At 60.5% G+C, this 24,691-nt stretch carries 18 protein-coding genes and 2 pseudogenes; 18 read left to right on the forward strand and 2 right to left on the reverse strand.

The window, feature by feature from the left end; translation table 11 throughout:
* Window positions 1-75 precede the first annotated feature (75 nt).
* From hutC to ACIOMO_RS21640, 18 genes and pseudogenes are all read left to right on the forward strand, one after another.
* Entirely contained in the window at window positions 76-786 is a 711-nt protein-coding gene (gene hutC, locus ACIOMO_RS21555) for a histidine utilization repressor (protein WP_163013658.1), read from the forward strand.
* Between the two features lie 9 nt (window positions 787-795).
* On the forward strand, window positions 796-1,365 hold the full coding sequence (locus tag ACIOMO_RS21560) for a HutD family protein (RefSeq protein WP_401243488.1): 570 nt from the start codon (window positions 796-798) through the stop codon (window positions 1,363-1,365).
* A 464-nt stretch (window positions 1,366-1,829) separates the two neighbouring features.
* Window positions 1,830-3,497 carry a urocanate hydratase gene (hutU, locus tag ACIOMO_RS21565; protein WP_162130775.1) on the forward strand — a complete coding sequence of 556 codons (1,668 nt, stop codon included), beginning with the start codon at window positions 1,830-1,832 and terminating at the stop codon, window positions 3,495-3,497.
* A gap of 153 nt (window positions 3,498-3,650) precedes the next feature.
* Window positions 3,651-5,123, forward strand: a complete 1,473-nt coding sequence (locus tag ACIOMO_RS21570; RefSeq protein WP_401243490.1) for a purine-cytosine permease family protein — start codon at window positions 3,651-3,653, stop codon at window positions 5,121-5,123.
* Between the two features lie 69 nt (window positions 5,124-5,192).
* Complete coding sequence (locus ACIOMO_RS21575) at window positions 5,193-6,161, forward strand: ABC transporter substrate-binding protein (RefSeq protein ID WP_401243492.1); 969 nt, start codon at window positions 5,193-5,195, stop codon at window positions 6,159-6,161.
* Between the two features lie 83 nt (window positions 6,162-6,244).
* Window positions 6,245-7,096, forward strand: coding sequence for a proline/glycine betaine ABC transporter permease (locus tag ACIOMO_RS21580; protein WP_008080600.1), 852 nt, complete (start codon window positions 6,245-6,247; stop codon window positions 7,094-7,096).
* The gene (locus tag ACIOMO_RS21585; protein WP_053116617.1) at window positions 7,093-7,923 is read left to right on the forward strand and encodes a glycine betaine/L-proline ABC transporter ATP-binding protein; all 831 of its coding nucleotides are present in this window, start codon (window positions 7,093-7,095) and stop codon (window positions 7,921-7,923) included. The genes ACIOMO_RS21580 and ACIOMO_RS21585 overlap by 4 nt, the downstream gene beginning before the upstream one ends.
* A 135-nt stretch (window positions 7,924-8,058) precedes the next feature.
* Window positions 8,059-9,582 (forward strand): histidine ammonia-lyase, encoded by a 1,524-nt coding sequence (gene hutH, locus ACIOMO_RS21590; RefSeq protein ID WP_401243495.1) that lies wholly within the window; start codon window positions 8,059-8,061, stop codon window positions 9,580-9,582.
* 118 nt (window positions 9,583-9,700) lie between these two features.
* Window positions 9,701-11,233 (forward strand): histidine ammonia-lyase, encoded by a 1,533-nt coding sequence (hutH, locus tag ACIOMO_RS21595; RefSeq protein WP_053116619.1) that lies wholly within the window; start codon window positions 9,701-9,703, stop codon window positions 11,231-11,233.
* A gap of 135 nt (window positions 11,234-11,368) precedes the next feature.
* Window positions 11,369-12,574 (forward strand): imidazolonepropionase, encoded by a 1,206-nt coding sequence (gene hutI / locus ACIOMO_RS21600; RefSeq protein ID WP_401243497.1) that lies wholly within the window; start codon window positions 11,369-11,371, stop codon window positions 12,572-12,574.
* Between the two features lie 10 nt (window positions 12,575-12,584).
* The gene (gene hutG, locus ACIOMO_RS21605) at window positions 12,585-13,388 is read left to right on the forward strand and encodes an N-formylglutamate deformylase (protein ID WP_401243499.1); all 804 of its coding nucleotides are present in this window, start codon (window positions 12,585-12,587) and stop codon (window positions 13,386-13,388) included.
* A 251-nt stretch (window positions 13,389-13,639) separates the two neighbouring features.
* A complete protein-coding gene (gene pip / locus ACIOMO_RS21610; protein WP_053116622.1) occupies window positions 13,640-14,611 on the forward strand; it encodes a prolyl aminopeptidase in 972 nt (323 codons plus the stop codon).
* Complete coding sequence (gene dtd / locus ACIOMO_RS21615; protein WP_212544808.1) at window positions 14,608-15,045, forward strand: D-aminoacyl-tRNA deacylase; 438 nt, start codon at window positions 14,608-14,610, stop codon at window positions 15,043-15,045. Before pip ends, dtd begins: the two co-directional genes overlap by 4 nt.
* 366 nt (window positions 15,046-15,411) lie before the next feature.
* Entirely contained in the window at window positions 15,412-17,190 is a 1,779-nt protein-coding gene (locus tag ACIOMO_RS21620; protein ID WP_178124148.1) for a glucan biosynthesis protein G, read from the forward strand.
* A pseudogene (gene mdoH, locus ACIOMO_RS21625) lies at window positions 17,183-19,806 on the forward strand (glucans biosynthesis glucosyltransferase MdoH). Before ACIOMO_RS21620 ends, mdoH begins: the two are co-directional and overlap by 8 nt.
* A gap of 184 nt (window positions 19,807-19,990) precedes the next feature.
* Window positions 19,991-20,788 carry a transporter substrate-binding domain-containing protein gene (locus ACIOMO_RS21630; protein WP_400755731.1) on the forward strand — a complete coding sequence of 266 codons (798 nt, stop codon included), beginning with the start codon at window positions 19,991-19,993 and terminating at the stop codon, window positions 20,786-20,788.
* Window positions 20,789-20,917: 129 nt separating this feature from the next.
* Window positions 20,918-21,877 carry an amino acid ABC transporter permease gene (locus ACIOMO_RS21635; protein WP_053116625.1) on the forward strand — a complete coding sequence of 320 codons (960 nt, stop codon included), beginning with the start codon at window positions 20,918-20,920 and terminating at the stop codon, window positions 21,875-21,877.
* Complete coding sequence (locus ACIOMO_RS21640; RefSeq protein ID WP_064117071.1) at window positions 21,870-22,604, forward strand: amino acid ABC transporter ATP-binding protein; 735 nt, start codon at window positions 21,870-21,872, stop codon at window positions 22,602-22,604. Before ACIOMO_RS21635 ends, ACIOMO_RS21640 begins: the two co-directional genes overlap by 8 nt.
* Before the next feature lie 123 nt (window positions 22,605-22,727).
* Here the strand turns inward: ACIOMO_RS21640 and ACIOMO_RS21645 are convergent, their stop codons facing one another.
* Together ACIOMO_RS21645 and ACIOMO_RS21650 are read right to left on the reverse strand one after the other, a co-directional pair.
* A complete protein-coding gene (locus ACIOMO_RS21645) occupies window positions 22,728-23,600 on the reverse strand; it encodes a methyl-accepting chemotaxis protein (protein WP_401243534.1) in 873 nt (290 codons plus the stop codon).
* Window positions 23,583-24,644, reverse strand: a pseudogene (locus ACIOMO_RS21650) (methyl-accepting chemotaxis protein); the annotation flags it as partial. The pseudogene ACIOMO_RS21650 and the gene ACIOMO_RS21645, both read right to left, overlap by 18 nt.
* Window positions 24,645-24,691 lie beyond the last annotated feature (47 nt).

The following is a 24,691-nucleotide window of genomic DNA, read 5'->3' on the forward strand; positions in this document are numbered from 1 at the left end:
AGCTAGCCACTCTCATCCAATGAACAGGGATCAACCGTGCCGACTCCGCCTCCAGTCTCCCCGTTGGCCGCGAACATGGGCGACAGTCCGGCGCCCTTGTACGCCCGCGTCAAACAGATGATCACCCAGCAGATCGACAGCGGAAACTGGCCGCCGCACTACCGCGTGCCGTCCGAAAGCGAGCTGGTCAATCAACTCGGTTTCAGCCGCATGACCATCAACCGCGCCCTGCGCGAGATGACCGCCGACGGTCTGTTGGTGCGCATGCAAGGCGTCGGCACGTTTGTCGCCGAACCGAAGAGCCAGTCCGCGCTGTTCGAAGTGCACAACATCGCCGACGAAATCGCTTCCCGTGGCCATCGCCACACCTGCCAGGTGATCACCCTCGAAGAAGAGGCCGCCGGTTCAGAGCGTGCGCTGGCGCTGGATATGCGTGAAGGGCAGAAGGTCTTTCACTCGCTGATCGTGCATTACGAAAACGACATTCCGGTGCAAATCGAAGACCGTTTCGTCAACGCGCTGGTCGCGCCGGAATACCTCAAGCAGGACTTCACCCTGCAAACGCCTTACGCCTACCTGAACCAAGTGGCTCCGCTGACCGAGGGCGAGCATGTGGTTGAAGCGATTCTGGCCGAGCCGTCCGAATGCAAATTGCTGCAGATTGAAAAGGGTGAGCCTTGCTTGCTGATCCGTCGCCGCACGTGGTCGGGGCGTCAGCCGGTGACGGCGGCGCGATTGATTCACCCGGGTTCTCGTCATCGTCTGGAAGGTCGGTTTCATAAATAGAGAGCATAAATGAGTGAAGTGAAGGTTTTACGCGCGGAAGGCTACCCGCGCATGCCGTGGAAAAACGGCGGCGGCAGCACTGAGGAAATAACCCGTGATGCCGGTGCCGGGCTGGATGGTTTCGGCTGGCGCCTGTCGATTGCCGACATCGCCGAGTCCGGCGGTTTTTCCACCTTCGCCGGTTACCAACGAGTGATCACCGTGTTGCAAGGTGACGGCATGGTTCTGTGCGTCGATGGCGACGATACGCGGCCGCTGTTATCGCTCGACCCGTTTGCCTTCAGCGGTGAAAGCCAGGTTTCCTGCACGCTGCTCGGCGGTGCGATTCGCGACTTCAACCTGATCTACGCGCCGCAGCGGTACAGCGCGCGGTTGCAGTGGCTGGACGGTGAACAGCGGTTGTTCAGTTCGGCGGGGACGGTGCTGGTGTTCAGTGTCAGTGAGTTGCTGGAAGTGCAGGTTGGTCATTCCGCATCGCTACTCGGTCGCCATGATTGTCTGCAACTGGACGGTAACGCCGGACTGGTTGAAGTCACCACCAATGCCGCTTGCTGTGTCATTGAGCTGACGGCGCGCTGAGTCAAAAATCTTAAAAGATCGCAGCCTTCGGCAGCTCCTACAGGGTGTACATCAATCCCACTGTAGGAGCTGCCGAAGGCTGCGATCTTTTGCTTTTGGGATGTTCCCAACCCACGCACCAACTTGTTACCGAACGCCCCAGCGTGGCGCAAAACCTCGCTTTCGTAACAATCCCCAACCCCCTCCATCAATACCCTCGAAATATTTCATCCACGCCAGAACCCTTGATTCAGGCGCTCTCCAGCCCTGCCCGCGTTTTTTCTTGAACAGCCCTCCAACAAGTTGGCCGCTTGATTGCATATGCTTGTATGTACAAGTAAAGACGTATGCGTATGAGTCGTTCGAGACTCTCCGCAGCGTCCACTGATTCGCTTGTCGCGCAGCGAAGCGCACAGGCTGCTTGCCCACTGCCAGGGTTGGTTTGAATTGATCGCTGAGGAGTCTCTTTCGTGACTGATAACAAAATGACTAAGTTTCGCGATGTCGAAATCCGTGCCGCCCGCGGCAACAAGCTCACCGCCAAGAGCTGGCTGACCGAAGCGCCGCTGCGCATGCTGATGAACAACCTCGACCCGGAAGTCGCCGAGAACCCGAAAGAGCTGGTGGTTTACGGTGGTATCGGTCGCGCTGCGCGTAACTGGGAGTGCTACGACAAAATCGTCGAGAGCCTGACCAACCTGAATGACGACGAGACCCTGCTGGTGCAATCCGGCAAGCCGGTCGGCGTGTTCAAGACCCACAGCAACGCCCCGCGCGTACTGATCGCCAACTCCAACCTCGTCCCGCACTGGGCGAGCTGGGAGCACTTCAACGAACTCGACGCCAAAGGCTTGGCCATGTATGGCCAGATGACCGCCGGCAGCTGGATCTACATCGGCAGCCAGGGCATCGTTCAAGGCACCTACGAAACCTTCGTTGAAGCCGGTCGCCAGCACTACAACGACAACCTCACCGGCAAGTGGGTGTTGACCGCCGGTTTGGGTGGCATGGGCGGCGCACAACCGCTGGCGGCAACCCTGGCCGGCGCTTGCTCGCTGAACATCGAATGCCAACAAGTGAGCATCGATTTCCGCCTGAAAAGCCGCTACGTCGACGAGCAAGCCAAAGACCTCGACGACGCCCTCGCGCGCATCGACAAATACACCAAAGAAGGCAAGGCGATCTCCATCGCGCTGCTGGGTAACGCCGCAGAAATTCTGCCGGAACTGGTCAAGCGCGGCGTGCGCCCGGACATGGTCACCGACCAGACCAGTGCCCACGACCCGCTCAACGGTTACCTGCCTGCCGGCTGGACTTGGGACGAATACCGCGCCCGCGCCAAGACCGAGCCCGCCGCTGTAATCAAAGCCGCCAAGCAGTCGATGGCCGTGCACGTTAAAGCGATGCTGGAATTCCAGAAACAAGGCATTCCGACCTTCGACTACGGCAACAACATCCGTCAGATGGCACAGGAAGAGGGCGTCGAAAACGCATTCGACTTCCCGGGCTTCGTACCGGCTTACATCCGTCCGCTGTTCTGCCGTGGCATCGGCCCGTTCCGTTGGGCGGCACTGTCCGGCGATCCGCAAGACATCTACAAAACCGACGCCAAGGTCAAAGAGCTGATCCCCGACGACGCGCACCTGCACAACTGGCTGGACATGGCCCGCGAGCGCATCAGCTTCCAGGGTCTGCCGGCACGTATCTGCTGGGTCGGCCTGGGCCTGCGCGCCAAGCTCGGTCTGGCCTTCAACGAGATGGTGCGCAGCGGTGAGCTGTCGGCGCCGATCGTGATCGGTCGCGACCACCTCGACTCTGGCTCGGTGGCTAGCCCGAACCGTGAAACCGAATCGATGCAGGACGGCTCCGACGCCGTGTCCGACTGGCCACTGCTCAACGCTCTGCTGAATACCGCGAGCGGCGCGACCTGGGTTTCCCTGCACCACGGCGGCGGCGTCGGCATGGGCTTCTCGCAGCACTCGGGCATGGTGATTGTCTGCGACGGTACGGACGAGGCGGCCGAGCGCATTGCGCGCGTGCTGCACAACGACCCGGCCACTGGTGTTATGCGCCACGCCGATGCCGGTTACCAGATCGCCATCGACTGCGCCAAGGAACAGGGTCTGAACTTGCCGATGATTACCGGAAAGTAATGCTTTCCCCTGTAGGAGTGAGCCTGCTCGCGATGAGGCCGGCACATTCAGCAAATGTGCTGACTGACACACCGCCATCGCGAGCAGGCTCACTCCTACAAAAGCAAAAGCCAAAAAAGAACAAAACCCGGAACAATCCACAGAGGTTGAATCATGGCTGTCACCACCGATCGTGCAAGCAACAAACCGTTGATCGAAAGGCGTTCGATCGACTACATCCCGGAAGCGGAAAGACACGGTCGTCTGTTCAGCCAATTCACCCTGTGGATGGGTGCCAACCTGCAAATCACCGCGATCGTCACCGGGGCTTTGGCCGTGGTGTTGGGCGGTGATGTGTTCTGGTCGTTGATCGGTCTGTTGATCGGTCAATTGCTCGGCGGTGGCGTGATGGCGCTGCATGCCGCGCAAGGGCCGAAACTCGGTTTGCCGCAGATGATCTCCAGCCGCGTGCAGTTTGGCGTGTATGGTGCGGCGATCCCGATCGTGCTGGTGTGCCTGATGTACCTGGGTTTCACCGCGACCGGCACCGTGCTTTCCGGTCAGGCGCTGGGCCAGTTGTTTAATGTCAGCGACAGCGTCGGCATCCTGATTTTCGCCAGCGTGATCGTGGTGGTCACGGTGCTCGGTTACCGAGTGATCCACTGGATCGGCCGTGTCGCCAGCGTCATTGGCGTGATCGCTTTCGTCTTCCTGTTCTGGCGTCTGATGAGCCAGACCGACGTCGGCGCACTCCTGCAAATCCGTCATTTCAGCTGGAGCAGCTTCCTGCTCGCGGTGTCGCTCGCGGCCTCCTGGCAGATCGCGTTCGGCCCTTACGTGGCTGACTATTCCCGTTACCTGCCGAGCAAGACCTCGGCGGTGAAAACCTTCTTCGCCGCCGGTGCCGGTTCAGTGGTCGGCGCGCAAGTGGCGATGATCCTCGGCGTGTTCGCGGCGGCTTCGGCCAACGGCCAGTTCGCCGGTCACGAAGTTGCCTACATCGTCGGCCTGGGCGGCACCGGAGCCACCGCTGCGCTGCTGTACTTCAGCATCGCATTCGGCAAGGTGACCATCTCGACGCTGAACTCCTACGGCAGCTTCATGTGCATCGCGACCATCATCAGTGGTTTCAAAGGCCACCTGACCGTTACGCGGATGCAGCGTCTGGTGTTCGTGCTGGTGATCGTTGGCGCGGCGACCCTGATCGCGCTGCTCGGTCAGCATTCGTTCCTCGGTGCGTTCAAGTCGTTCATCCTGTTCCTGCTCGCGTTCTTCACTCCGTGGAGTGCGATCAACCTGGTCGACTACTACTGCATCACCCGTGAGCGTTATGACGTGCCGGCGCTGGCCGATCCGAACGGTCGCTACGGTCGCTGGAACATGCTCGGTATCAGCGTTTATGTGTTCGGTGTGCTGGTGCAACTGCCGTTCATCTCCACCAAGTTCTACACCGGCCCGCTGGTGGCGGCCCTCGGTGATGTGGATATTTCCTGGATCATCGGTCTGGTGCTGCCGGCCGTCGTCTACTACGTGTGCGCGAAAAAATGGCACAGCGCGGTACCCGATCAACTGATTCTGCCGGTCGAGCAGAACAGCGTTGTACAACCTAAAACAAGCGGGGCCGGTCGCGCTGCGGCGCAGGCCTGATTGGACGTGGACAGGGCTGGATGCCTCTTGACTGCCGTAAGCCAATTCATGATTAGGAGCGTCACAACAATGAAATCGAACAAGACCCTGCTGACCACATTGCTGTCCATGGGCCTGCTGGCCAGTGCCGGCGCGACGCAAGCCGCCGGCTGGTGCGAATCGGGCAAACCGGTGAAATTCGCCGGGCTGAACTGGGAAAGCGGCATGCTCCTGACCGACGTCCTGCAAGTGGTGCTGGAGAAAGGCTACGACTGCAAGACCGACAGTTTGCCGGGCAACTCCATCACCATGGAAAACGCCCTGAGCAGCAACGATATTCAAGTGTTCGCCGAAGAGTGGGTCGGCCGCAGCGAGGTCTGGAACAAGGCCGAGAAGGCCGGCAAGGTCGTCGGTGTCGGCGCACCTGTGGTGGGCGCTGTGGAAGGCTGGTACGTGCCGCGCTACGTGATCGAAGGCGACGCCAAACGCAAGCTGGAAGCGAAAGCACCGGATCTGAAAAACATCGCCGATCTGAGCAAGTACGCCGCCGTGTTCAAGGATCAGGAAGAGCCGTCCAAGGGCCGTTTCTACAACTGCCCGGCCGGCTGGACTTGTGAACTCGACAACAGCGAAATGCTGAAAAGCTACGGTCTGGAAAACAGCTACACCAACTTCCGCCCAGGCACCGGCCCGGCGCTGGATGCGGCAGTGCTGTCGAGCTACAAGCGTGGCGAGCCGATCCTGTTCTACTACTGGTCGCCAACCCCGCTGATGGGCCAGGTTGACTTGGTCAAACTCGAAGAAAAACCGGGTGTCGACAAGTCCGTGAGCATCAAGGTCGGCCTGTCCAAGACCTTCCACGACGAAGCCCCGGAGCTGGTGGCCGTGCTGGAAAAGGTCAACCTGCCGATCGACCTGCTGAACCAGAACCTGGGTCGCATGGCGAAGGAACGCATCGAGTCGCCAAAACTGGCGAAAATCTTCCTCAAGGAACATCCTGAAGTCTGGCATGCGTGGGTCAGTGACGACGCAGCCAAGAAAATCGACGCGGCGCTGTAGGTCGATACCTCCCGGCTAACCGCGAGGCAGGCCGGGAGATATGCCGTAAACGCTTGATTGAGATTTCTGATTGAGAGCCGCTTATGTTTCCCGAGAGCTTTACCTTTTCCATCGCCGACTGGGTCAACGGTTGGGTCGATTCGCTGGTCACCAACTACGGCGATGTGTTCCGCCATATCTCCGACACGCTGCTGTGGGCCATCGTCAACCTTGAAGGCATGCTGCGTGCGGCGCCGTGGTGGTTGATGCTGGCGATCGTCGGTGTGATCGCCTGGCACGCCACGCGCAAAGTGGTGACCACTGCGGTCATCGTCGGTTTGTTGTTCCTCGTTGGCGCGGTCGGCCTGTGGGACAAACTCATGCAAACGCTGGCGCTGATGATGGTCGCGACGATCATTTCGGTGCTGATCGGCATCCCGCTGGGGATTCTCTCGGCGCGCAGCAATCGCCTGCGTTCGGTGCTGATGCCGCTGCTCGACATCATGCAAACCATGCCAAGTTTTGTGTACCTGATTCCGGTGCTGATGCTGTTCGGTCTGGGCAAGGTGCCGGCGATTTTCGCTACCGTTATCTATGCTGCGCCACCGCTGATTCGCCTCACCGATCTGGGCATCCGCCAGGTTGACGGCGAAGTGATGGAAGCGATCAACGCATTCGGCGCCAACCGCTGGCAGCAACTGTTCGGTGTGCAACTGCCGCTGGCCTTGCCGAGCATCATGGCCGGGATCAACCAGACCACCATGATGGCCCTGTCGATGGTGGTGATCGCCTCGATGATCGGCGCCCGTGGTCTGGGTGAAGATGTGCTGGTGGGGATTCAGACCCTAAACGTCGGGCGCGGGCTTGAGGCCGGTCTGGCGATCGTGATTCTCGCAGTGGTCATCGACCGCATTACTCAGGCGTACGGTCGGCCACGGCATGAGGTGAGCAAATGAGCAACGCAACCGTGAGCAAGATCGAAGTCAAAAACGTCTTCAAGATTTTCGGCAACCGCGCCAAGGATGCGCTGGCCATGGTCGGTCAGGGCAAGACCAAGGATCAGGTGTTGAGCGAAACCGGTTGCGTGGTCGGGGTAAACGATCTGTCGTTGAGCATCGGTACTGGCGAGATCTTCGTGATCATGGGCCTCTCCGGTTCCGGCAAGTCGACACTGGTGCGCCACTTCAATCGCCTGATCGACCCCACCAGCGGCGCGATCCTTGTCGACGGCGTCGACATCCTGCAATACGACATGGAAGCCCTGCGCGAATTTCGCCGGCACAAGATCAGCATGGTGTTCCAGAGCTTCGGCCTGCTGCCGCACAAAACCGTACTCGACAACGTCGCCTACGGCCTGAAAGTGCGCGGCGAGAGCAAGCAAATGTGCGCGGAACGCGCGCTGCACTGGATCAACACCGTGGGCCTCAAAGGCTACGAAAACAAATACCCGCATCAGCTCTCCGGCGGCATGCGCCAGCGTGTTGGTCTGGCTCGGGCCTTGGCGGCAGACACCGACATCATCCTGATGGACGAAGCGTTCAGTGCGCTGGATCCGCTGATCCGCGCCGAGATGCAGGATCAGTTGCTCGAGCTGCAGAAGACGTTGCACAAGACCATCGTGTTTATCACCCACGACCTTGATGAGGCGGTGCGCATTGGTAACCGGATTGCGATTCTCAAGGATGGGCGGTTGATTCAGGTCGGCACGCCACGCGAGATTCTGCATTCGCCGGCGGATGAGTACGTTGACCGGTTCGTTCAGCGGCGTGCGGCGGTGGTTTAAGCAGTTTTGTGTTGGCTGGGCTGGCCTCTTCGCGAGCAAGCCCGCTCCCACATTTGGAATGCGTCTCCCTGTGGGAGCGGGCTTGCTCGCGAAGGCGTCAGTGAAGCTGCATCAATATTACGGTTGAGGTTTTAGATGTCCCAGGCTGAAAAAATCGTTATCACCGGCGCTCCTCTGCGTTGGCAGGACGTGGTTGCTGTCGCCCGTCACGGCGCTCAACTGGAGCTGTCGAGCGACACCTGGGCGCGCATCGAAAATGCGCAGGCCATCGTCCAGCGCATCGTCGCCAGCGGCGAACGTGCCTATGGCGTCAACACCGGCCTGGGCGGTTTGTCCAACGTTTCCCTAAAAGACGAACAACTCAGCCAGCTCTCGCGCAACTCTTTGCTCAGCCATGCCTGCGGCGTCGGCCCGGTACTCGTCGACGAGCAGACCCGCGCGATCATCTGCGCCGCCATTCACAACTACAGCCACGGCAAATCCGGGCTGCATCGCCGGGTCGTCGAAGGGCTGCTGGCGCTGCTCAATCGTGGCATCACCCCGCAAGTGCCGTCGCAAGGTTCAGTCGGCTACCTGACGCACATGGCGCACATCGGCATCACGCTGCTCGGCGTCGGCAACGTCAGCTATCGCGGGCAGATTATCTCCGCACAACAAGCATTGGCCGAAGAGGGTCTGCAACCGGTGCAACTCGGGGCGAAGGACGGTTTGTGTCTGGTCAATGGCACGCCATGCATGACCGGCCTCAGCTGTCTGGCGATTGCCGATGCCACGCGTCTGGTGCAATGGGCCGATGTCATCGGTGCGATGAGTTTCGAAGCGCAGCGCGGTCAGATCGACGCCTTCGATGCCGAGATCATCGCGCTGAAACCGCACCCGGGCATGCAGCAGGTCGGCATCAATTTGCGCGCGTTGCTCGACGGCAGTGAAGTGATTGCGTCGAGCAAAGGCATTCGTACGCAGGATGCGCTGAGCATTCGTTCTATCCCGCAAGTACACGGCGCGGCGCGTGATCAACTCGACCATGCGATCAAACAGGTCGAAGCCGAACTCAACGGCTGCACCGACAACCCGTTGCTGCTCGGCACGCCGGATAATTTCCGGGTGATGTCGCAAGCCAATCCGCACGGCCAATCGGTGGCGATGGCGGCGGATTTGCTGGCGATTGCCATGGCTGAAATCGGCTCGATCGCCGAGCGTCGCCTCGATCGTTTGGTCAACCCGCACGTCAGTGGCCTGCCGGCATTTCTGGTGGCCAATCCGGGGGTGAACTCCGGGATGATGATCGTCCAGTACGTCGCTGCGTCGTTATGCGCGGAAAACCGTCAATTGGCGCAACCGGCGGTGCTCGACAACTACATCACTTCCGGTTTGCAGGAAGACCATCTGAGCATGGGCACCAATGCCGCGCTGAAGCTGCATCGCGCGCTGGAAAACTGCACGCAGATCCTCGCCATCGAATATCTACTGGCGGCGCAGGCGTTTGAATTCCTCAAGGAACAACGCTTCGGCACTGGCACCGATGTCGCCTGGCGACTGCTGCGCGAAACGGTTCCGGCCTACGATCAGGATCGCTGGCTGGCGCCGGATATTGCCGCCGCCGCGAGCGTGTTGAAAAACCCGAATCTGCTGCACAACGTTCTATCGAATTTGCATTGAAAAACTACCCTGCCAGCGTGCCAAGGCGCCGGATGCTCACAAGGCTGAAAGCGACGGATAACGGAATGCTCCGGAGCGAATGGCAAGTTAATAACAAACTCTCAAAAGGAGCATTTAAATGACTGCGCTGAACCTGATTCCCGGCCAACTGAGCCTGGCCCAACTGCGTGACGTCTACCAGAACCCGGTCAAGCTGACGCTCGACAACAGCGCCTCGGCGCAGATCGAAGCCAGCGTCGCTTGCGTCGAGCAGATCCTCGCCGAGAACCGCACTGCCTACGGCATCAACACCGGTTTCGGCCTGCTGGCCTCGACGCGCATCGCCAGCGAAGACCTGGAAAACCTGCAGCGCTCGCTGGTGTTGTCCCACGCCGCCGGTGTTGGCGTGCCGATCAGCGATGAGTTGGTGCGTCTGGTCATGGTGCTCAAGGTCAACAGCCTCAGCCGTGGTTTCTCCGGCATTCGCCGCGTGGTGATCGATGCGCTGATCGCGTTGATCAACGCCGAGGTTTATCCGCACATTCCATTGAAAGGTTCGGTGGGTGCGTCGGGCGATCTGGCGCCGTTGGCGCACATGTCGCTGGTGCTGCTGGGCGAGGGCAAGGCGCGCTACAAAGGCGAGTGGATGGAAGCGGTTGAAGCGCTGAAAGTCGCGGGTCTGACGCCGCTGACGCTGGCGGCGAAAGAAGGTCTGGCACTGCTCAACGGTACTCAGGTTTCCACCGCGTTCGCGCTGCGTGGCTTGTTTGAAGGTGAAGATTTGTTTGCCGGCGCGTTGGCGCTGGGCGGTCTGACGGTTGAAGCGGTTTTGGGTTCGCGTTCGCCATTCGATGCCCGCATTCATGCGGCGCGTGGCCAGAAAGGTCAGATCGATGCGGCTGCGGCTTATCGTGATCTGCTCGGTGAGCGCAGTGAAGTCTCCGACTCGCATCAGAATTGCGAGAAGGTTCAGGATCCGTACTCGCTGCGCTGCCAGCCGCAAGTCATGGGCGCCTGCCTGACCCAGTTCCGTCAGGCCGCTGAAGTGCTGGCGGTTGAAGCCAACGCGGTTTCCGATAACCCGTTGGTGTTTGCCGCTGAAGGCGACGTGATTTCCGGCGGCAACTTCCACGCTGAACCGGTGGCCATGGCCGCTGACAACATGGCGTTGGCCATTGCCGAAATCGGCTCGCTGAGCGAACGCCGCATCTCGCTGATGATGGACAAGCACATGTCGCAACTGCCGCCGTTCCTGGTGGCCAATGGCGGCGTGAATTCCGGATTCATGATTGCGCAGGTGACCGCTGCGGCGTTGGCCAGCGAGAACAAAGCGTTGTCGCATCCGCATTCGGTGGACAGTCTGCCGACTTCGGCTAACCAGGAAGACCACGTTTCCATGGCGCCTGCGGCGGGCAAGCGTCTGTGGGAAATGGCCGAAAACACGCGCGGGATTCTCGCGGTGGAATGGCTGGCGGCGGTGCAGGGGCTGGATCTGCGTAACGGTCTGAAGACCTCGGCGAAGCTGGAACAGGCGCGGGCGATTCTGCGTAAGGAAGTGCCGTTTTATGAGAAAGACCGGTTCTTCGCGCCAGATATCAATGCGGCGACTGAGTTGTTGGCTTCGCGCTGCCTGACCGAGCTGGTTCCGGCGAAGCTGCTGCCTAGTTTGTAACCCACCCACTGATCGTTCCCATGCTCCGCGTGGGAATGCAGCCCGTGACGCTCCGCGTCACTGGACGCAGAGCGTCCCTTGAGGCATTCCCACGCAGAGCGTGGGAACGATCACCAACCCCAACGGAGGCCAACAGTGAAAACCCTCTGGCAACACTGCCACGTCGCAACCATGGCGCAAGGCGTCTACTCGATCATCGAGGATGCGGCCATCGTGACGTCCGGTGCGCTCATCGAGTGGATCGGCCCGCGCAATCAACTGCCGTCCGGCGAATACCCGGCGGTCAATGATCTGCAAGGCGCGTGGGTCACCCCCGGCCTGATCGACTGCCACACCCACACGGTGTTCGGCGGCAACCGCAGCGGCGAATTTGAAAAGCGTCTGCAAGGCGTCAGCTATGCCGAGATCGCGGCGTCCGGCGGCGGCATCGCCAGCACCGTGCGCGCTACGCGTGAAGCGACGGAAGACGAGCTGTTCGCCAGCGCCGCCAAACGCCTGAAAAGCCTGATGCGCGACGGCGTGACCACGGTCGAAATGAAATCCGGCTACGGCCTCGATCCGGTCAACGAACGCAAAATCCTCCGGGTCATCCGTCGCCTCGAAAAACAGCTGCCGATCAGCGTGCGCAGCACTTGTCTGGCCGCCCACGCACTGCCGCCGGAGTACAAGGATCGCGCCGACGATTACATCGATCTGGTCTGCAACGAAATGCTCCCCGCGCTCGCCGCCGAAGGTCTGGTCGATGCCGTGGATGCGTTCTGCGAATACCTGGCCTTCTCGCCGGAGCAGGTCGAGCGCGTGTTTATCGCCGCGCAACAACTCGGTCTGCCGGTGAAGCTGCACGCCGAACAATTGTCCTCGCTGCACGGCTCCAGCCTCGCCGCGCGCTACAAGGCGTTGTCTGCCGATCATCTGGAGTTCATGGACGAGGCCGACGCCATCGCCATGGCCGAAGCCGATACCGTCGCCGTGCTGCTGCCGGGCGCGTTCTACTTTCTGCGCGAAACCCAGTTGCCGCCAATGGACGCCCTGCGCAAGCACAAGGTGAAAATCGCCATTGCCAGCGACCTCAACCCCGGCACTTCGCCGGCGCTGTCGTTGCGGCTGATGCTGAACATGGCGTGCACCTGTTTCCGCATGACCCCGGAAGAAGCCCTGGCCGGCGCGACGATTCATGCCGCACAAGCACTGGGCATGGCCGACACTCACGGTTCGCTGGAAGTCGGCAAGGTTGCGGATTTCGTCGCCTGGCACATCGATCGTCCGGCGGATCTGGCCTATTGGCTCGGTGGTGATCTGGACAAACGCGTCGTCCGTCACGGCGTCGAATCAAGTCTGTAGGAGAGCGGTTGTGGATAAGGTTCTGAACTTCAAACAAGGTCGCGTGCCGCTGCTGATCAGCATGCCCCACGCTGGCGTACGCCTGACGCCTGCGGTGGAAGCCGGGTTGATTCCTGACGCGAAAAGCCTGCCGGACACTGACTGGCACATTCCGCAGCTGTACGACTTTGCCGAAGAGCTGGGCGCGAGCACGTTGGCGGCTGAGTATTCACGATTCGTCATCGATCTGAATCGACCGTCCGACGATAAGCCGCTATACGCCGGGGCGACCACCGGGCTGTATCCGGCGACGTTGTTCGATGGCATTCCGTTGTTCCGCGAAGGGCATGAGCCGTCGAAGGAAGAACGCGCGACGTATCTTGAGCAGATCTGGACGCCGTATCACCGCACCCTGCAAGAAGAGCTGGCGCGATTGAAGGCCGAGTTCGGTTACGCGTTGCTGTTCGATGCGCACTCGATCCGTTCGATCATCCCGCACCTGTTCGACGGCAAGCTGCCGGACCTCAACCTCGGCACCTTCAACGGCGCCAGTTGTGATCCGCAACTGGCCAGTCAGCTCGAAGCAATCTGCGCCGGCCACAGCTACTACAGCCATGTGCTCAACGGCCGCTTCAAGGGTGGTCACATCACCCGGCATTACGGCAACCCGGCCGAGAACATCCACGCCGTGCAACTGGAGTTGTGCCAGAGCACCTACATGGAAGAGTTCGAACCGTTCCGCTATCGCGCCGACCTGGCCGAGCCGACGCAAGTCGTGCTCAAGGAACTGCTACAAGGCTATCTGGCCTGGGCAAAGGCTCACTACACCGGCTGATCCACCCCTGTAGGAGCTGCCGAAGGCTGCGATCTTTTGATCGTTCCCACGCTGCGCGTGGGAATGCCTCTTGGGACGCTCCGCGTCCAGTGACGCGGAGCGTCACGGGCTGCATTCCCACGCAGAGCGTGGGAACGATCAACGATCAGGCTCCGGAGCATGCTCATTGACGTAAATCGGGTTTATGATGCCCAACGGCAGAATAATAGAAGTCCCCCCAGGGATGACCTCGACCCCTTACGGAGCGCGCAATGCAGACTTTGTTTCCGCAGATCAAACCTCACGCCCGGCACGATCTGGCTGTCGATGACACCCACACGCTGTACGTCGACGAAAGCGGTTCACCCGAGGGTTTGCCGGTTGTGTTCATCCACGGCGGCCCCGGCGCCGGTTGCGACGCGCAGAGCCGGCGCTATTTCGATCCGAATCTGTATCGCATTGTCACTTTCGACCAGCGCGGTTGCGGTCGCTCCACGCCGCACGCCAGCCTGGAAAACAACACCACCTGGGATCTGGTCGCCGACCTTGAGCGCATCCGTAAACACCTGGGCATCGAAAAATGGGTGCTGTTCGGTGGCTCGTGGGGTTCGACGCTGGCGCTGGCCTACGCGCAAACTCACCCGGAACGTGTTCATGGTCTGATCCTGCGTGGGATCTTTCTCTGCCGTCCGCAGGAAATCGAGTGGTTCTATCAAGCCGGTGCCAGCCGTCTGTTCCCTGATTACTGGCAGGACTACATCGCGCCGATCCCGCTGGACGAACGCGACGATCTGCTCAGCGCTTTCCACAAACGTCTGATCGGCAACGACCAGATTGCGCAGATGCACGCGGCCAAAGCCTGGTCGACATGGGAAGGGCGTACCGCGACCCTGCGGCCGAACCCGCTGGTGGTCGATCGTTTCTCCGAACCGCAGCGCGCGCTGTCGATTGCACGGATCGAATGCCACTATTTCACCAACAACGCGTTCCTTGAACCGAACCAGTTGATTCGCGACATGGGCAAGATCGCGCATTTGCCGGGCGTGATCATTCACGGTCGTTATGACGTGATCTGCCCGCTCGACAATGCCTGGGAACTGCATCAAGCCTGGCCGAACAGCGAATTGCAGGTGATCCGCGACGCCGGCCACGCCGCCTCCGAACCGGGCATCACCGATGCACTGGTGCGCGCGGCCGGCAACATGGCGCGACGCCTGCTCGACCTGCCGCCCGAAGAAGCATGAAGGGCCTTTTGCAGCGCGTCAGTAACGCACGGGTCGAAGTGGCGGGCGAGGTGGTAGGCGCGGTCGATCAAGGTTTGCTGGTGCTGGTGGCGGTCGAACCCGACGACACGCGTGCCAGCGCCGACAAACTTCTGCATAAGCTGCTTAACTATCGGGTATTCAGCGACGCCGAGGGCAAGATGAACTTGTCCCTGGCGGATGTTGGCGGCGGGTTGCTGCTGGTCTCTCAGTTCACCCTCGCAGCCGACACCAGGAGCGGGTTGCGCCCGGGTTTTTCCAGCGCAGCACCTCCGGCCCTGGGCGAGGAATTGTTCGACTATCTATTAGGCAAAGCGAAACAGATGCATGGCACTGTGGCATCAGGTAGATTCGGCGCGGATATGCAGGTGCACCTGGTCAATGATGGCCCGGTAACCTTCCTGTTACAGACCTGAAAGCGCTTGAAACATCTTTTTAAGGGCGTTTCGACTGAAAACAGGCATTTTTCGCGATAAATACTTGGTTACCCCCGATGCTTTGTCATGCGGGCTACTAGATAATCGCGCGCTACGGGGATCAGCGTTCGTTGGTCCGTTTTGACTTAGGTAGAGACTTGTCCGGAGCCGATTGGGGAATCATTTTGCCCCAGCGGAGTCGGAACAATGCTCGCCAACTTGGCAAGAGTGTTCTGGAAGGTCGGTTTTTCACTGCCGAAAACCCTACAGGCACTTCATCTGGCCGTTGGTTTATTGATCTGTTTTCGGCGAGGGTTGCTCGTGATTGTTAGTCCCTGTAATGCAGCAAAATTGTCTGCCAAACGCATGCGAAGTGCTCTGGTAGCGGGCTCGGCGCTCCTGTGCCTGCTCAGCGCCGGTCAGCTTTGGGCGTTCAATCTTGACGATGTATCGGCCAAGGCAAAAGAGCTGGCCGGGCAGAAGTTCGAAGCCCCGCGCAGCAACCTGCCGAACGAGTTCCGCGACATGAAGTTCGCGGACTATCAAAAAATTCGCTTCCTCACCGAAAAGGCTGAGTGGGCTGATCAGAAGACCCCGTTCAAGTTGTCCTTCTATCACCAGGGCATGCACTTCGACACGCCGGTCAAAATCAACGAAATCACGGCGAACACCGTCGAAGAGATCAAATACGATCCGACCCGCTTCGATTTCGGCGACCTGAAATTCGATCCTAAGGCCACTGAACAACTGGGTTATGCCGGTTTCCGTGTGCTGTACCCGATCAACAAGGCTGACAAGCAAGACGAAATCATGACCATGCTTGGCGCGAGCTACTTTCGCGTCGTCGGCAAGGGTCATACCTACGGTCTGTCGGCCCGTGGTCTGGCGATCGATACCGCATTGCCGTCTGGTGAAGAATTCCCGCGTTTCCGCGAGTTCTGGATTCAGCAGCCGAAGCCGGGCGACAAGCATCTGGTGATCTTCGCCTTGCTCGACTCGCCGCGCGCCACCGGTGCCTATCGTCTGATCCTGCGTCCGGGCAGTGACACCATTGTCGACGTCAAAGCGCAGATGTTCCTGCGTGACAAGGTCGGCAAACTGGGCATCGCACCGCTGACCAGCATGTTCCTGTTTGGCGCCAACCAGCCGTCGAAAGTCCTCAACTACCGTCGTGAACTGCACGACTCCAGCGGTCTGTCGATCCATGCCGGCAACGGCGAGTGGATCTGGCGTCCGCTGAACAACCCGAAACACCTGGCCGTGAGCAACTTCAGCGTCGAAAACCTGCGTGGTTTCGGTCTGCTGCAGCGTGGTCGCGACTTCAGCCACTACGAAGACCTCGACGATCGCTACGACAAGCGTCCAAGCGCCTGGATCGAGCCGAAGGGTGACTGGGGCAAAGGCACCGTTGATCTGGTAGAGATTCCGACCGCCGACGAAACCAACGACAACATCGTTGCGTTCTGGAGCCCGGAAAAAATGCCGGAGCCGGGCCAGCCGCTGGACTTCGCTTACCGCATGCACTGGACGATGGACGAAGCGGCGATTCACGCGCCGGACAGCGCTTGGGTTTCGCAGACTCTGCGTTCGACCGGTGACGTCAAGCAATCGAACCTGATCCGTCAGCCGGATGGCAGCGTTGCCTATCTGGTCGATTTCGAAGGTCCATCGCTGGCGGCCCTGGCCCCGGACGCTGACGTTCGCAGTCAGGTCAGCGTCGGCGACAACGCCGAACTGGTCGAGAACAGTGTGCGCTACAACCCGGAAACCAAGGGCTGGCGCTTGACCCTGCGGATGAAAATCAAAGACGCAGGCAAGTCGACCGAGATGCGTGCCGCGCTGGTTCAGCCGGTGGTAACGGCTGATCTGGCCAAGTCGTCGGTACCGGCGTCCAACTCGTCCGTGGCCAAGGCCGACAAGGTTGCCGCCAAGCAACAAGAGAAAGAAGACAAGGAAGCCAAGGCAGCCGAGGCCAAACAGGCTCAACAGGCCGATGCCAAGCCCGCTGCAGATGCCAAGGACAAGGCCAACAAAGACGCCAAGCAGCCTGTAGCTGCGGACGCGGCCCCAGCCACACCGGAATCGGCGCCGACTGAAGAAGTCATCACCGAGACCTGGAGCTATCAGTTGCCTGCCGATGAGTAACTCTCAAGTACAGCCAGAGACTCTTTCCGAGTATCTGGCGCATCTGCCGATGACCGACGAGCAGCGCGCGGAACTCGCGGGCTGCCAGTCGTTCAGCGAGTTGCATGAACGCCTGTCGTCTTCGACGTTCGACGCCCCTGCCGAAGCCGCCCAGGCTTCGGTGGGCAAGCGCCTGACGCTGAGCACGGCTGAAGAGCTGGAAGAAGCGGAAATGCTGGTGCTCGACGCCAGCGGTCGGGTCAGCCTCAAGGCGACCCCGCCGATCCGCCGTACCAAGGTGGTTCCGGAGCCGTGGCGCACCAATATTCTGGTGCGTGGCTGGCGCCGTCTGACCGGTCGCACCAACCCGCCACAGCCGCCGAAGGACGAAAACGTTCTGCCGGCGGCGCGCTGGCGCACTGTCGGTTCGATCCGTCGCTATATTCTGCTGGTGCTGATGCTCGGCCAGACCATCGTTGCTGGCTGGTACATGAAAGGCATCATGCCGTACCAGGGCTGGTCGTTCGTCGATCTCGACGAAGTCCTGCACCAGCCGCTGCTGCAAACCGCCACGCAAGTGCTGCCGTATGCGCTGCAAACCAGCATCCTGATTCTCTTCGGGATTCTGTTCTGCTGGGTGTCGGCCGGTTTCTGGACGGCGCTGATGGGCTTCCTCGAGTTGCTCACCGGTCACGATAAATACCGTATCTCCGGCAAAAGCGCCGGCAACGAGCCGATTGCCAAAGACGCGCGTACCGCGTTGGTAATGCCGATCTGCAACGAAGACGTACCGCGCGTATTCGCCGGTCTGCGTGCTACGTTCGAATCGGTCGCGGCTACCGGTGATCTGGATCGCTTCGACTTCTTCGTCCTCAGCGACAGTAACGACACCGATATCTGTGTCGCCGAGCAACAGGCCTGGCTGGACGTCTGCCGCGAGGCCAAAGGCTTCGGCAAGATCTTCTACCGTCGTCGTCGCCGTCGGGTGAAACGCAAGAGCGGCAACCTCGACGACTTCTGCCGTCGTTGGGGCGGTGACTACAAGTATATGGTTGTGCTCGACGCCGACTCGGTGATGAGCGGCGAGTGCCTGACCAGTCTGGTGCGCTTGATGGAAGCCACGCCGGATGCCGGGATCATCCAGACCGCGCCGCGTGCGTCGGGCATGGACACCCTGTATGCGCGCATGCAGCAGTTCGCGACCCGTGTGTACGGCCCGCTGTTTACCGCTGGCCTGCACTTTTGGCAGTTGGGTGAATCCCACTACTGGGGTCACAACGCGATCATCCGCATGAAGCCGTTTATCGACCATTGCGCCCTGGCGCCGTTGCCGGGTAAAGGTGCCTTCTCTGGTGCGATCCTGTCCCACGACTTCGTTGAAGCGGCGCTGATGCGCCGTGCCGGTTGGGGCGTGTGGATTGCCTACGACTTGCCGGGCAGCTACGAAGAACTGCCGCCGAACCTGCTCGACGAACTCAAGCGTGACCGTCGCTGGTGCCACGGCAACCTGATGAACTTCCGTCTGTTCCTGGTTAAAGGCATGCACCCGGTGCACCGCGCGGTGTTCCTGACTGGCGTGATGTCGTACCTGTCGGCGCCGTTGTGGTTCTTCTTCCTGGTGTTGTCGACCGCGCTGTTGGCGGTGAACACGCTGATGGAACCGCAGTACTTCCTCGAACCGCGTCAGCTCTATCCGCTATGGCCACAATGGCACCCGGACAAGGCGATTGCGCTGTTCTCGACGACCATCGAGCTGCTGTTCCTGCCGAAACTGTTGAGCATCATCCTGATATGGGCCAAGGGCGCGAAAGAGTTCGGCGGCAAGTTCAAGGTGACCCTGTCGATGCTGCTGGAGATGTTGTTCTCCATGCTGCTGGCGCCGGTGCGGATGATTTTCCACACGCGTTTCGTTCTGGCCGCGTTCCTCGGCTGGGCCGCGACGTGGAATTCGCCGCAACGTGACGACGACTCGACACCTTGGAGCGAGGCGGTCAAACGCCACGGCCCGCAAACCCTGCTGGGTTTCTGCTGGGCGCTGCTGGTGATCTGGCTGAACCCGAGCTTCCTCTGGTGGCTGGTGCCAATCGTCGGTTCGCTGATGCTGTCTATCCCGGTGTCGGTGATTTCCAGCCGTGTCGGTCTGGGCCTGAAGTCCCGTGACGAGAGCCTGTTCCTCATCCCTGAGGAATACAATCCGCCACAGGCGCTGCTGGCGACCGATCAGTACACCCACGAAAACCGTTACCACGCGCTCAACGACGGCTTCGTCCGTGCGGTGGTCGATCCTCAGCAGAACGCTTTGGCGTGCTCGCTGGCGACTTCCCGTCACGGTCAGGCCGAGCCGATCGAATGGCTGCGTCAGGAACGTGTGCGTCACGCGCTGAAGGTCGGCCCTGCGGGGTTGAACAACCATGATCGTCTGCAACTGCTGAGCGATCCTGTTGCCCTGGCGCGTTTGCATGAGCAGGTCTGGGCGGAAGGTCACGCCGAGTGGCTGGATGCATGGCGGGCGTCGGTGAAAGCCGATCCGCATGCGCCGTTGCTGCCGTTGCAACCGGTGAGCCTGCAGGCTCAGCCGGCCTGATAAAAAGATCGCAGCCTTCGGCAGCTCCTACAGGATTATGTGAACACCTGTAGGAGCTGCCGGAGGCTGCGATCTTTTGCTTTTTAATCCCTCCCCGTAACAACAATTCCCGGCAAAAAGCCTTGTGCAAACGGACGAGTGCGTTAGCATCCGTCCCCGAATTGGCGCGCCCGGGCTTTTTGGCCCATCTCTGTCGGTTTTTCGCGCCGCACACGCAATGGTTTTGGGGACTTGAAGATGAAGAAGTATCTGTCGATGCTGCTGGTCGGCGTCACGGCACTGGTTGCAGTCAATGCGGCGCAGGCTGGCGCAATCGATGACGCGGTCAAGCGCGGCACGTTGAAAGTCGGTATGGATCCGACCTACATGCCGTTCGAAATGACCAACAAGCGCGGCGAAATCATCGGCTTCGAAGTCGACATTCTCAAAGCCATGTCCAAAGCCATGGGCGTCAAGCTGGAGCTGGTTTCCACCGGCTACGACGGCATCATCCCGGCGCTGATGACCGACAAGTTCGACATGATCGGCAGCGGCATGACCCTGACCCAGGAACGCAACCTGCGCCTGAACTTCAGCGAACCGTTCATCGTCGTCGGCCAGACCCTGCTGATCCGCAAAGAGCTGGAAGGCACTATCAAGTCCTACAAAGACCTGAACACCGCTGACTACCGCATCACCTCCAAGCTCGGCACCACCGGCGAGATGGTTGCCAAGAAGCTGATCTCCAAAGCCAAGTACCACGGCTACGACAACGAGCAAGAAGCCGTGCTCGACGTGGTTAACGGCAAGGCTGACGCCTTCATCTACGACGCCCCGTACAACGTGGTCGCGGTGACCAAGGTCGGCGCCGGCAAACTGGTGTTCCTCGACAAGCCGTTCACCTACGAGCCTTTGGCGTTTGGTCTGAAGAAGGGCGATCACGACAGCCTCAACTTCATCAATAACTTCCTGCACCAGATCCACGAAGACGGCACCTACGATCGCATCCATGACAAGTGGTTCAAGAGCACCGAGTGGCTCAAGGACATGGAATAACGCCGGTCTGCCAGACCGCGTCGCCCCATTCGCGAGCAAGCTCGCTCCCACAGAGGAATGCATTCCAATGTGGGAGCGAGCTTGCTCGCGAAGGGGCCCTCCAGAGCAACACAAAATCCGGAACCTGCAATGAAACAGAAAAAAGCCCAATGGCCCTGGCACGTCCTCACCGTGCTGGTGCTGGTCGGCCTGGCCGGCGCGTTGTATTACGCGACGTCGCTGATGTCCTACGAATGGCGCTGGAACCGTGTGCCGCAGTACTTCGCCTATCAGGCTGAAGAAACCCAGCGCGCCGCTGACATTTCCACGGTCACCGAACTCGTGCGCAAGGGCAGCAGCGCGCAGGTCACCCTGCGCAACGACGCTGGTGACGAGCAACACCTGACTGTCGACGAGAACAGCCTGCAATTCGCTCAGGGCGACGATGTGGCTGAAGGCGACGTCGTGGGTGTGACTCGCCATTGGGCGGCAGGGCCGCTGTTGTGGGGGCTGTGGACGACGCTTTGGCTGTCGGTAGTGTCCGGGATTCTAGGGTTGCTCATTGGTCTGGTCACCGGCCTGTGCCGGCTGTCGAACAACCCGACCTTGCGCGACCTCTCGACCATCTACGTCGAACTGGTACGCGGCACGCCGCTGTTGGTGCAGATCTTCATTTTCTACTTCTTCATCGGCACGGTGATGAACCTGTCCCGCGAGTTCGCCGGGATCGCCGCGCTGTCGCTGTTCACCGGCGCCTACGTGGCCGAGATCATTCGTTCCGGTGTGCAATCGATCGCCCGTGGCCAGAACGAAGCGGCACGTTCGCTCGGTCTGAGTGCCGGTCAGTCGATGCGCCACGTGGTGCTGCCGCAAGCGCTGAAACGCGTGCTGCCGCCGCTGGCCGGGCAGTTCATCAGTCTGGTCAAGGACACCTCGCTGGTGTCGGTGATCGCCATCACCGAGCTGCTGAAAAGCGGCCGTGAAGTCATCACCACCTCGTTTTCGCCGTTCGAAATTCTGTTCTGCGTCGCCGGTCTGTACCTGTTGATCAACCTGCCGCTGTCGAAGATCGCCAGCCGGCTTGAGCGGAGGCTCGCGCAAAGTGATTGAAGTCCGCGAACTGGTAAAAGTCTTCGACACCCGTGGGCAAGTGGTGCGCGCGGTGGATAACGTCAGCACCACGGTCGCCAAGGGCGAAGTGCTGGTGGTGATCGGCCCGTCGGGTTCCGGCAAGTCGACCTTCCTGCGTTGCCTCAATGGCCTGGAGGAATTTGACTCGGGCTCGGTGAGCATCGACGGCCTGCAACTGGCCGACCCGAAAACCGACGTCAACGCCTACCGCCGCGAAGTCGGCATGGTCTTTCAGCATTTCAACCTGTTCCCGCACATGACCGTGCTGGAAAACCTTTGTCTGGCGCAGAAAGTCGTGCGCAAGCGCGGCAAGAAAGAGCGCGAGGCGAAGGCGATGGAGTTACTGCAGAAAGTCGGTATTGCACAGAAGGCCAACGAGTTTCCGTCACGCCTGTCCGGCGGTCAGCAACAGCGCGTGGCAATTGCCCGGGCGCTGGCGATGGAGCCGAAGGTGATGTTGTTCGATGAACCGACTTCGGCGCTTGATCCGGAAATGGTTGGCGAAGTGCTGGATGTGATGAAGAACCTGGCCGTGGAAGGCATGACCATGGTCTGCGTGACCCACGAGATGGGTTTTGCTCGGGAAGTGGCGGATCGCGTGTTGTTCTTCGATCACGGCAAACTGCTGGAAGATGCCGCGCCAGCGGAGTTCTTTGATGCGCCGAAGGATCCGCGGGCTCAGGCGTTTCTGCGTCAGGTCTTGTAGTAACTGATCGTTCCCACGCTCCGCGTGGGAATGCCGCCCGGGACGCTCCGCGTCCCTTTCATGCATGACGCGGAGCGTCACAGGATGCATTCCCACGCAGAGCGTGGGAACGATCTGTGGGGCTTATACCTTGAAGCGCCCGACCAGCATCTGCAGATGCGTCCCCAACCGCGCCAGCTCAACGCTGGACGCCGCGGTTTCTTCACTCGCCGCCGACGTCTGATCCGACACGTCCCGCACATTCAGCACGCTACGGTTGATCTCCTCCGCCACCGCGCTCTGCTGCTCGGCCGCCGCCGCAATCTGCTGGTTCATCGCCTGAATCGCCGACACGGTGCGGGTAATGCTCTCCAGCGAACCACCGGCACGACGGGTCAGCTCGACGCTGCTGTCGGTCAGGGTGCGGCTGTTGTCCATGATCGTCGCCACTTGCTGAGTGCCGTTTTGCAGGCCGACGATCAGCTCTTCGATCTCTTCGGTGGACTTCTGCGTGCGCTGCGCCAGGCTGCGCACTTCATCGGCAACCACGGCAAAACCACGTCCGGCTTCACCGGCACGCGCTGCTTCGATGGCCGCGTTAAGGGCCAGCAGGTTGGTTTGCTGGGCCACGGATTTGATCACGTCGAGGACGCTGCCAATCTTGTCGCTTTCGCGCTTGAGCTCGCCCATGGCGGTGGTGGAGTGACCGACTTCAACCGCCAGACGCTCGATTTGTGCGATGGCTTCGCCGACCACTTTGTCACCTTCGCGGGCCTGTTGGTCAGCGGCGACAGCGGCTTCGGAGGCTTCCTCGGCGTTGCGCGCGACTTCCTGCACGGTGGCGGCCATTTCGTTCATGGCGGTGGCGACCTGATCGGTCTCGATCTTCTGATTGTTGACCCCGGCGCTGGTCTGCTCGGTCACCGCCGAGAGTTCTTCAGCAGCGCTGGCGATCTGGGTGACGCCGTCGCTGATCCCGCCGATCAGCTCGCGCAGGCCTTGGGTCATGCTCTGCATCGAGCGTTGCAGTTGGCCGAGTTCGTCGCGACGCTGCGAAACCAGATTGTGGGTCAGGTCGCCAGCTGCCACGCGCTCGGCGACTTTCAGGGTCTGGTTCAGCGGGATGATGATCTGGCGGGTGATCGCCCACGCGGCCAGCAAGCCGAAAGCGATGGCGAGCAGGGTGGCGATGATCAGCATGTTTTTCGCGTGTGCGGCGTCGGTGTCACGCACCACGGTCTGGGAAATGGTCAGTTTTTTACTGGCATCGAGGAGGATATCGCCCTGGGCTGCCATGCGAGCAACGGCGTTTCCGCTGGCGGTTTGCGCGTCGCGGAACTGGCCGACGGCGGCGCGATAGGCTTTCATCGACTCGGCGGCTTGCTGCAGGTTGGCAGTGAACTGTTCCGGCAGTTTCGACGGCAGGCTCTCAAGGGATTTCAAAGCATTTTCGATGGCGTCGAGCGCGGGTTGCTCGGCATCGGCCTTGCCGCTGTAGGTGTAACCGCGCACTTGATAGCGCGCCTGTTGCAGCAGCTTGCTCAGATCAACCACGCTGTTGAATTGCGCGACGCTGTCACCTTGCAGCAGGCCCTTTTCAACTTCCGAGACTTTGGCCACGGCGTTGTCGGCATTCGCGCCGAGTTTGCTGCGCGCGTCTTCGCGGTGCGTGGTCGCCTGGATCATGTCGGCGAAAGCACGTTTGTACTCGGCGACGGCAGCCAGTTGCTGGTCGACCATGGCGATGTCGGCCGGTTGTTCGATCAGCGTGCGCGCGGTTTGCAGGCCGCTGTCGAGTTTGCTGAGCATGTCGTTGACCGCGCCCGGGCCTTGTTCGCCACGGCGTGCATCGTAGTCGACGCGGGCCAGACGCAAGTCTTTGCTGTACTCATTGAGGCTGGAAATAAACCCGAGCTTGTCGCCCCGGCTGATGATGCCGCTCATGCCGGACCAGCCGGTGAAGGTGATCAACAGCGTCAGCAAAAGCACCAGACCGAAGCCGATACCCAGCTTGCGTTTGACGCTGACATTCCCAAGATTCTCGGCTAACCAACGGTACATGCGACAACTCCCCGACCACAAATTGGACTTATGGGGAGCGTATCGGC

It is taken from the genome of Pseudomonas sp. NPDC087804, from assembly GCF_044742965.1.
Taxonomy (GTDB): domain Bacteria; phylum Pseudomonadota; class Gammaproteobacteria; order Pseudomonadales; family Pseudomonadaceae; genus Aquipseudomonas; species Aquipseudomonas rustica.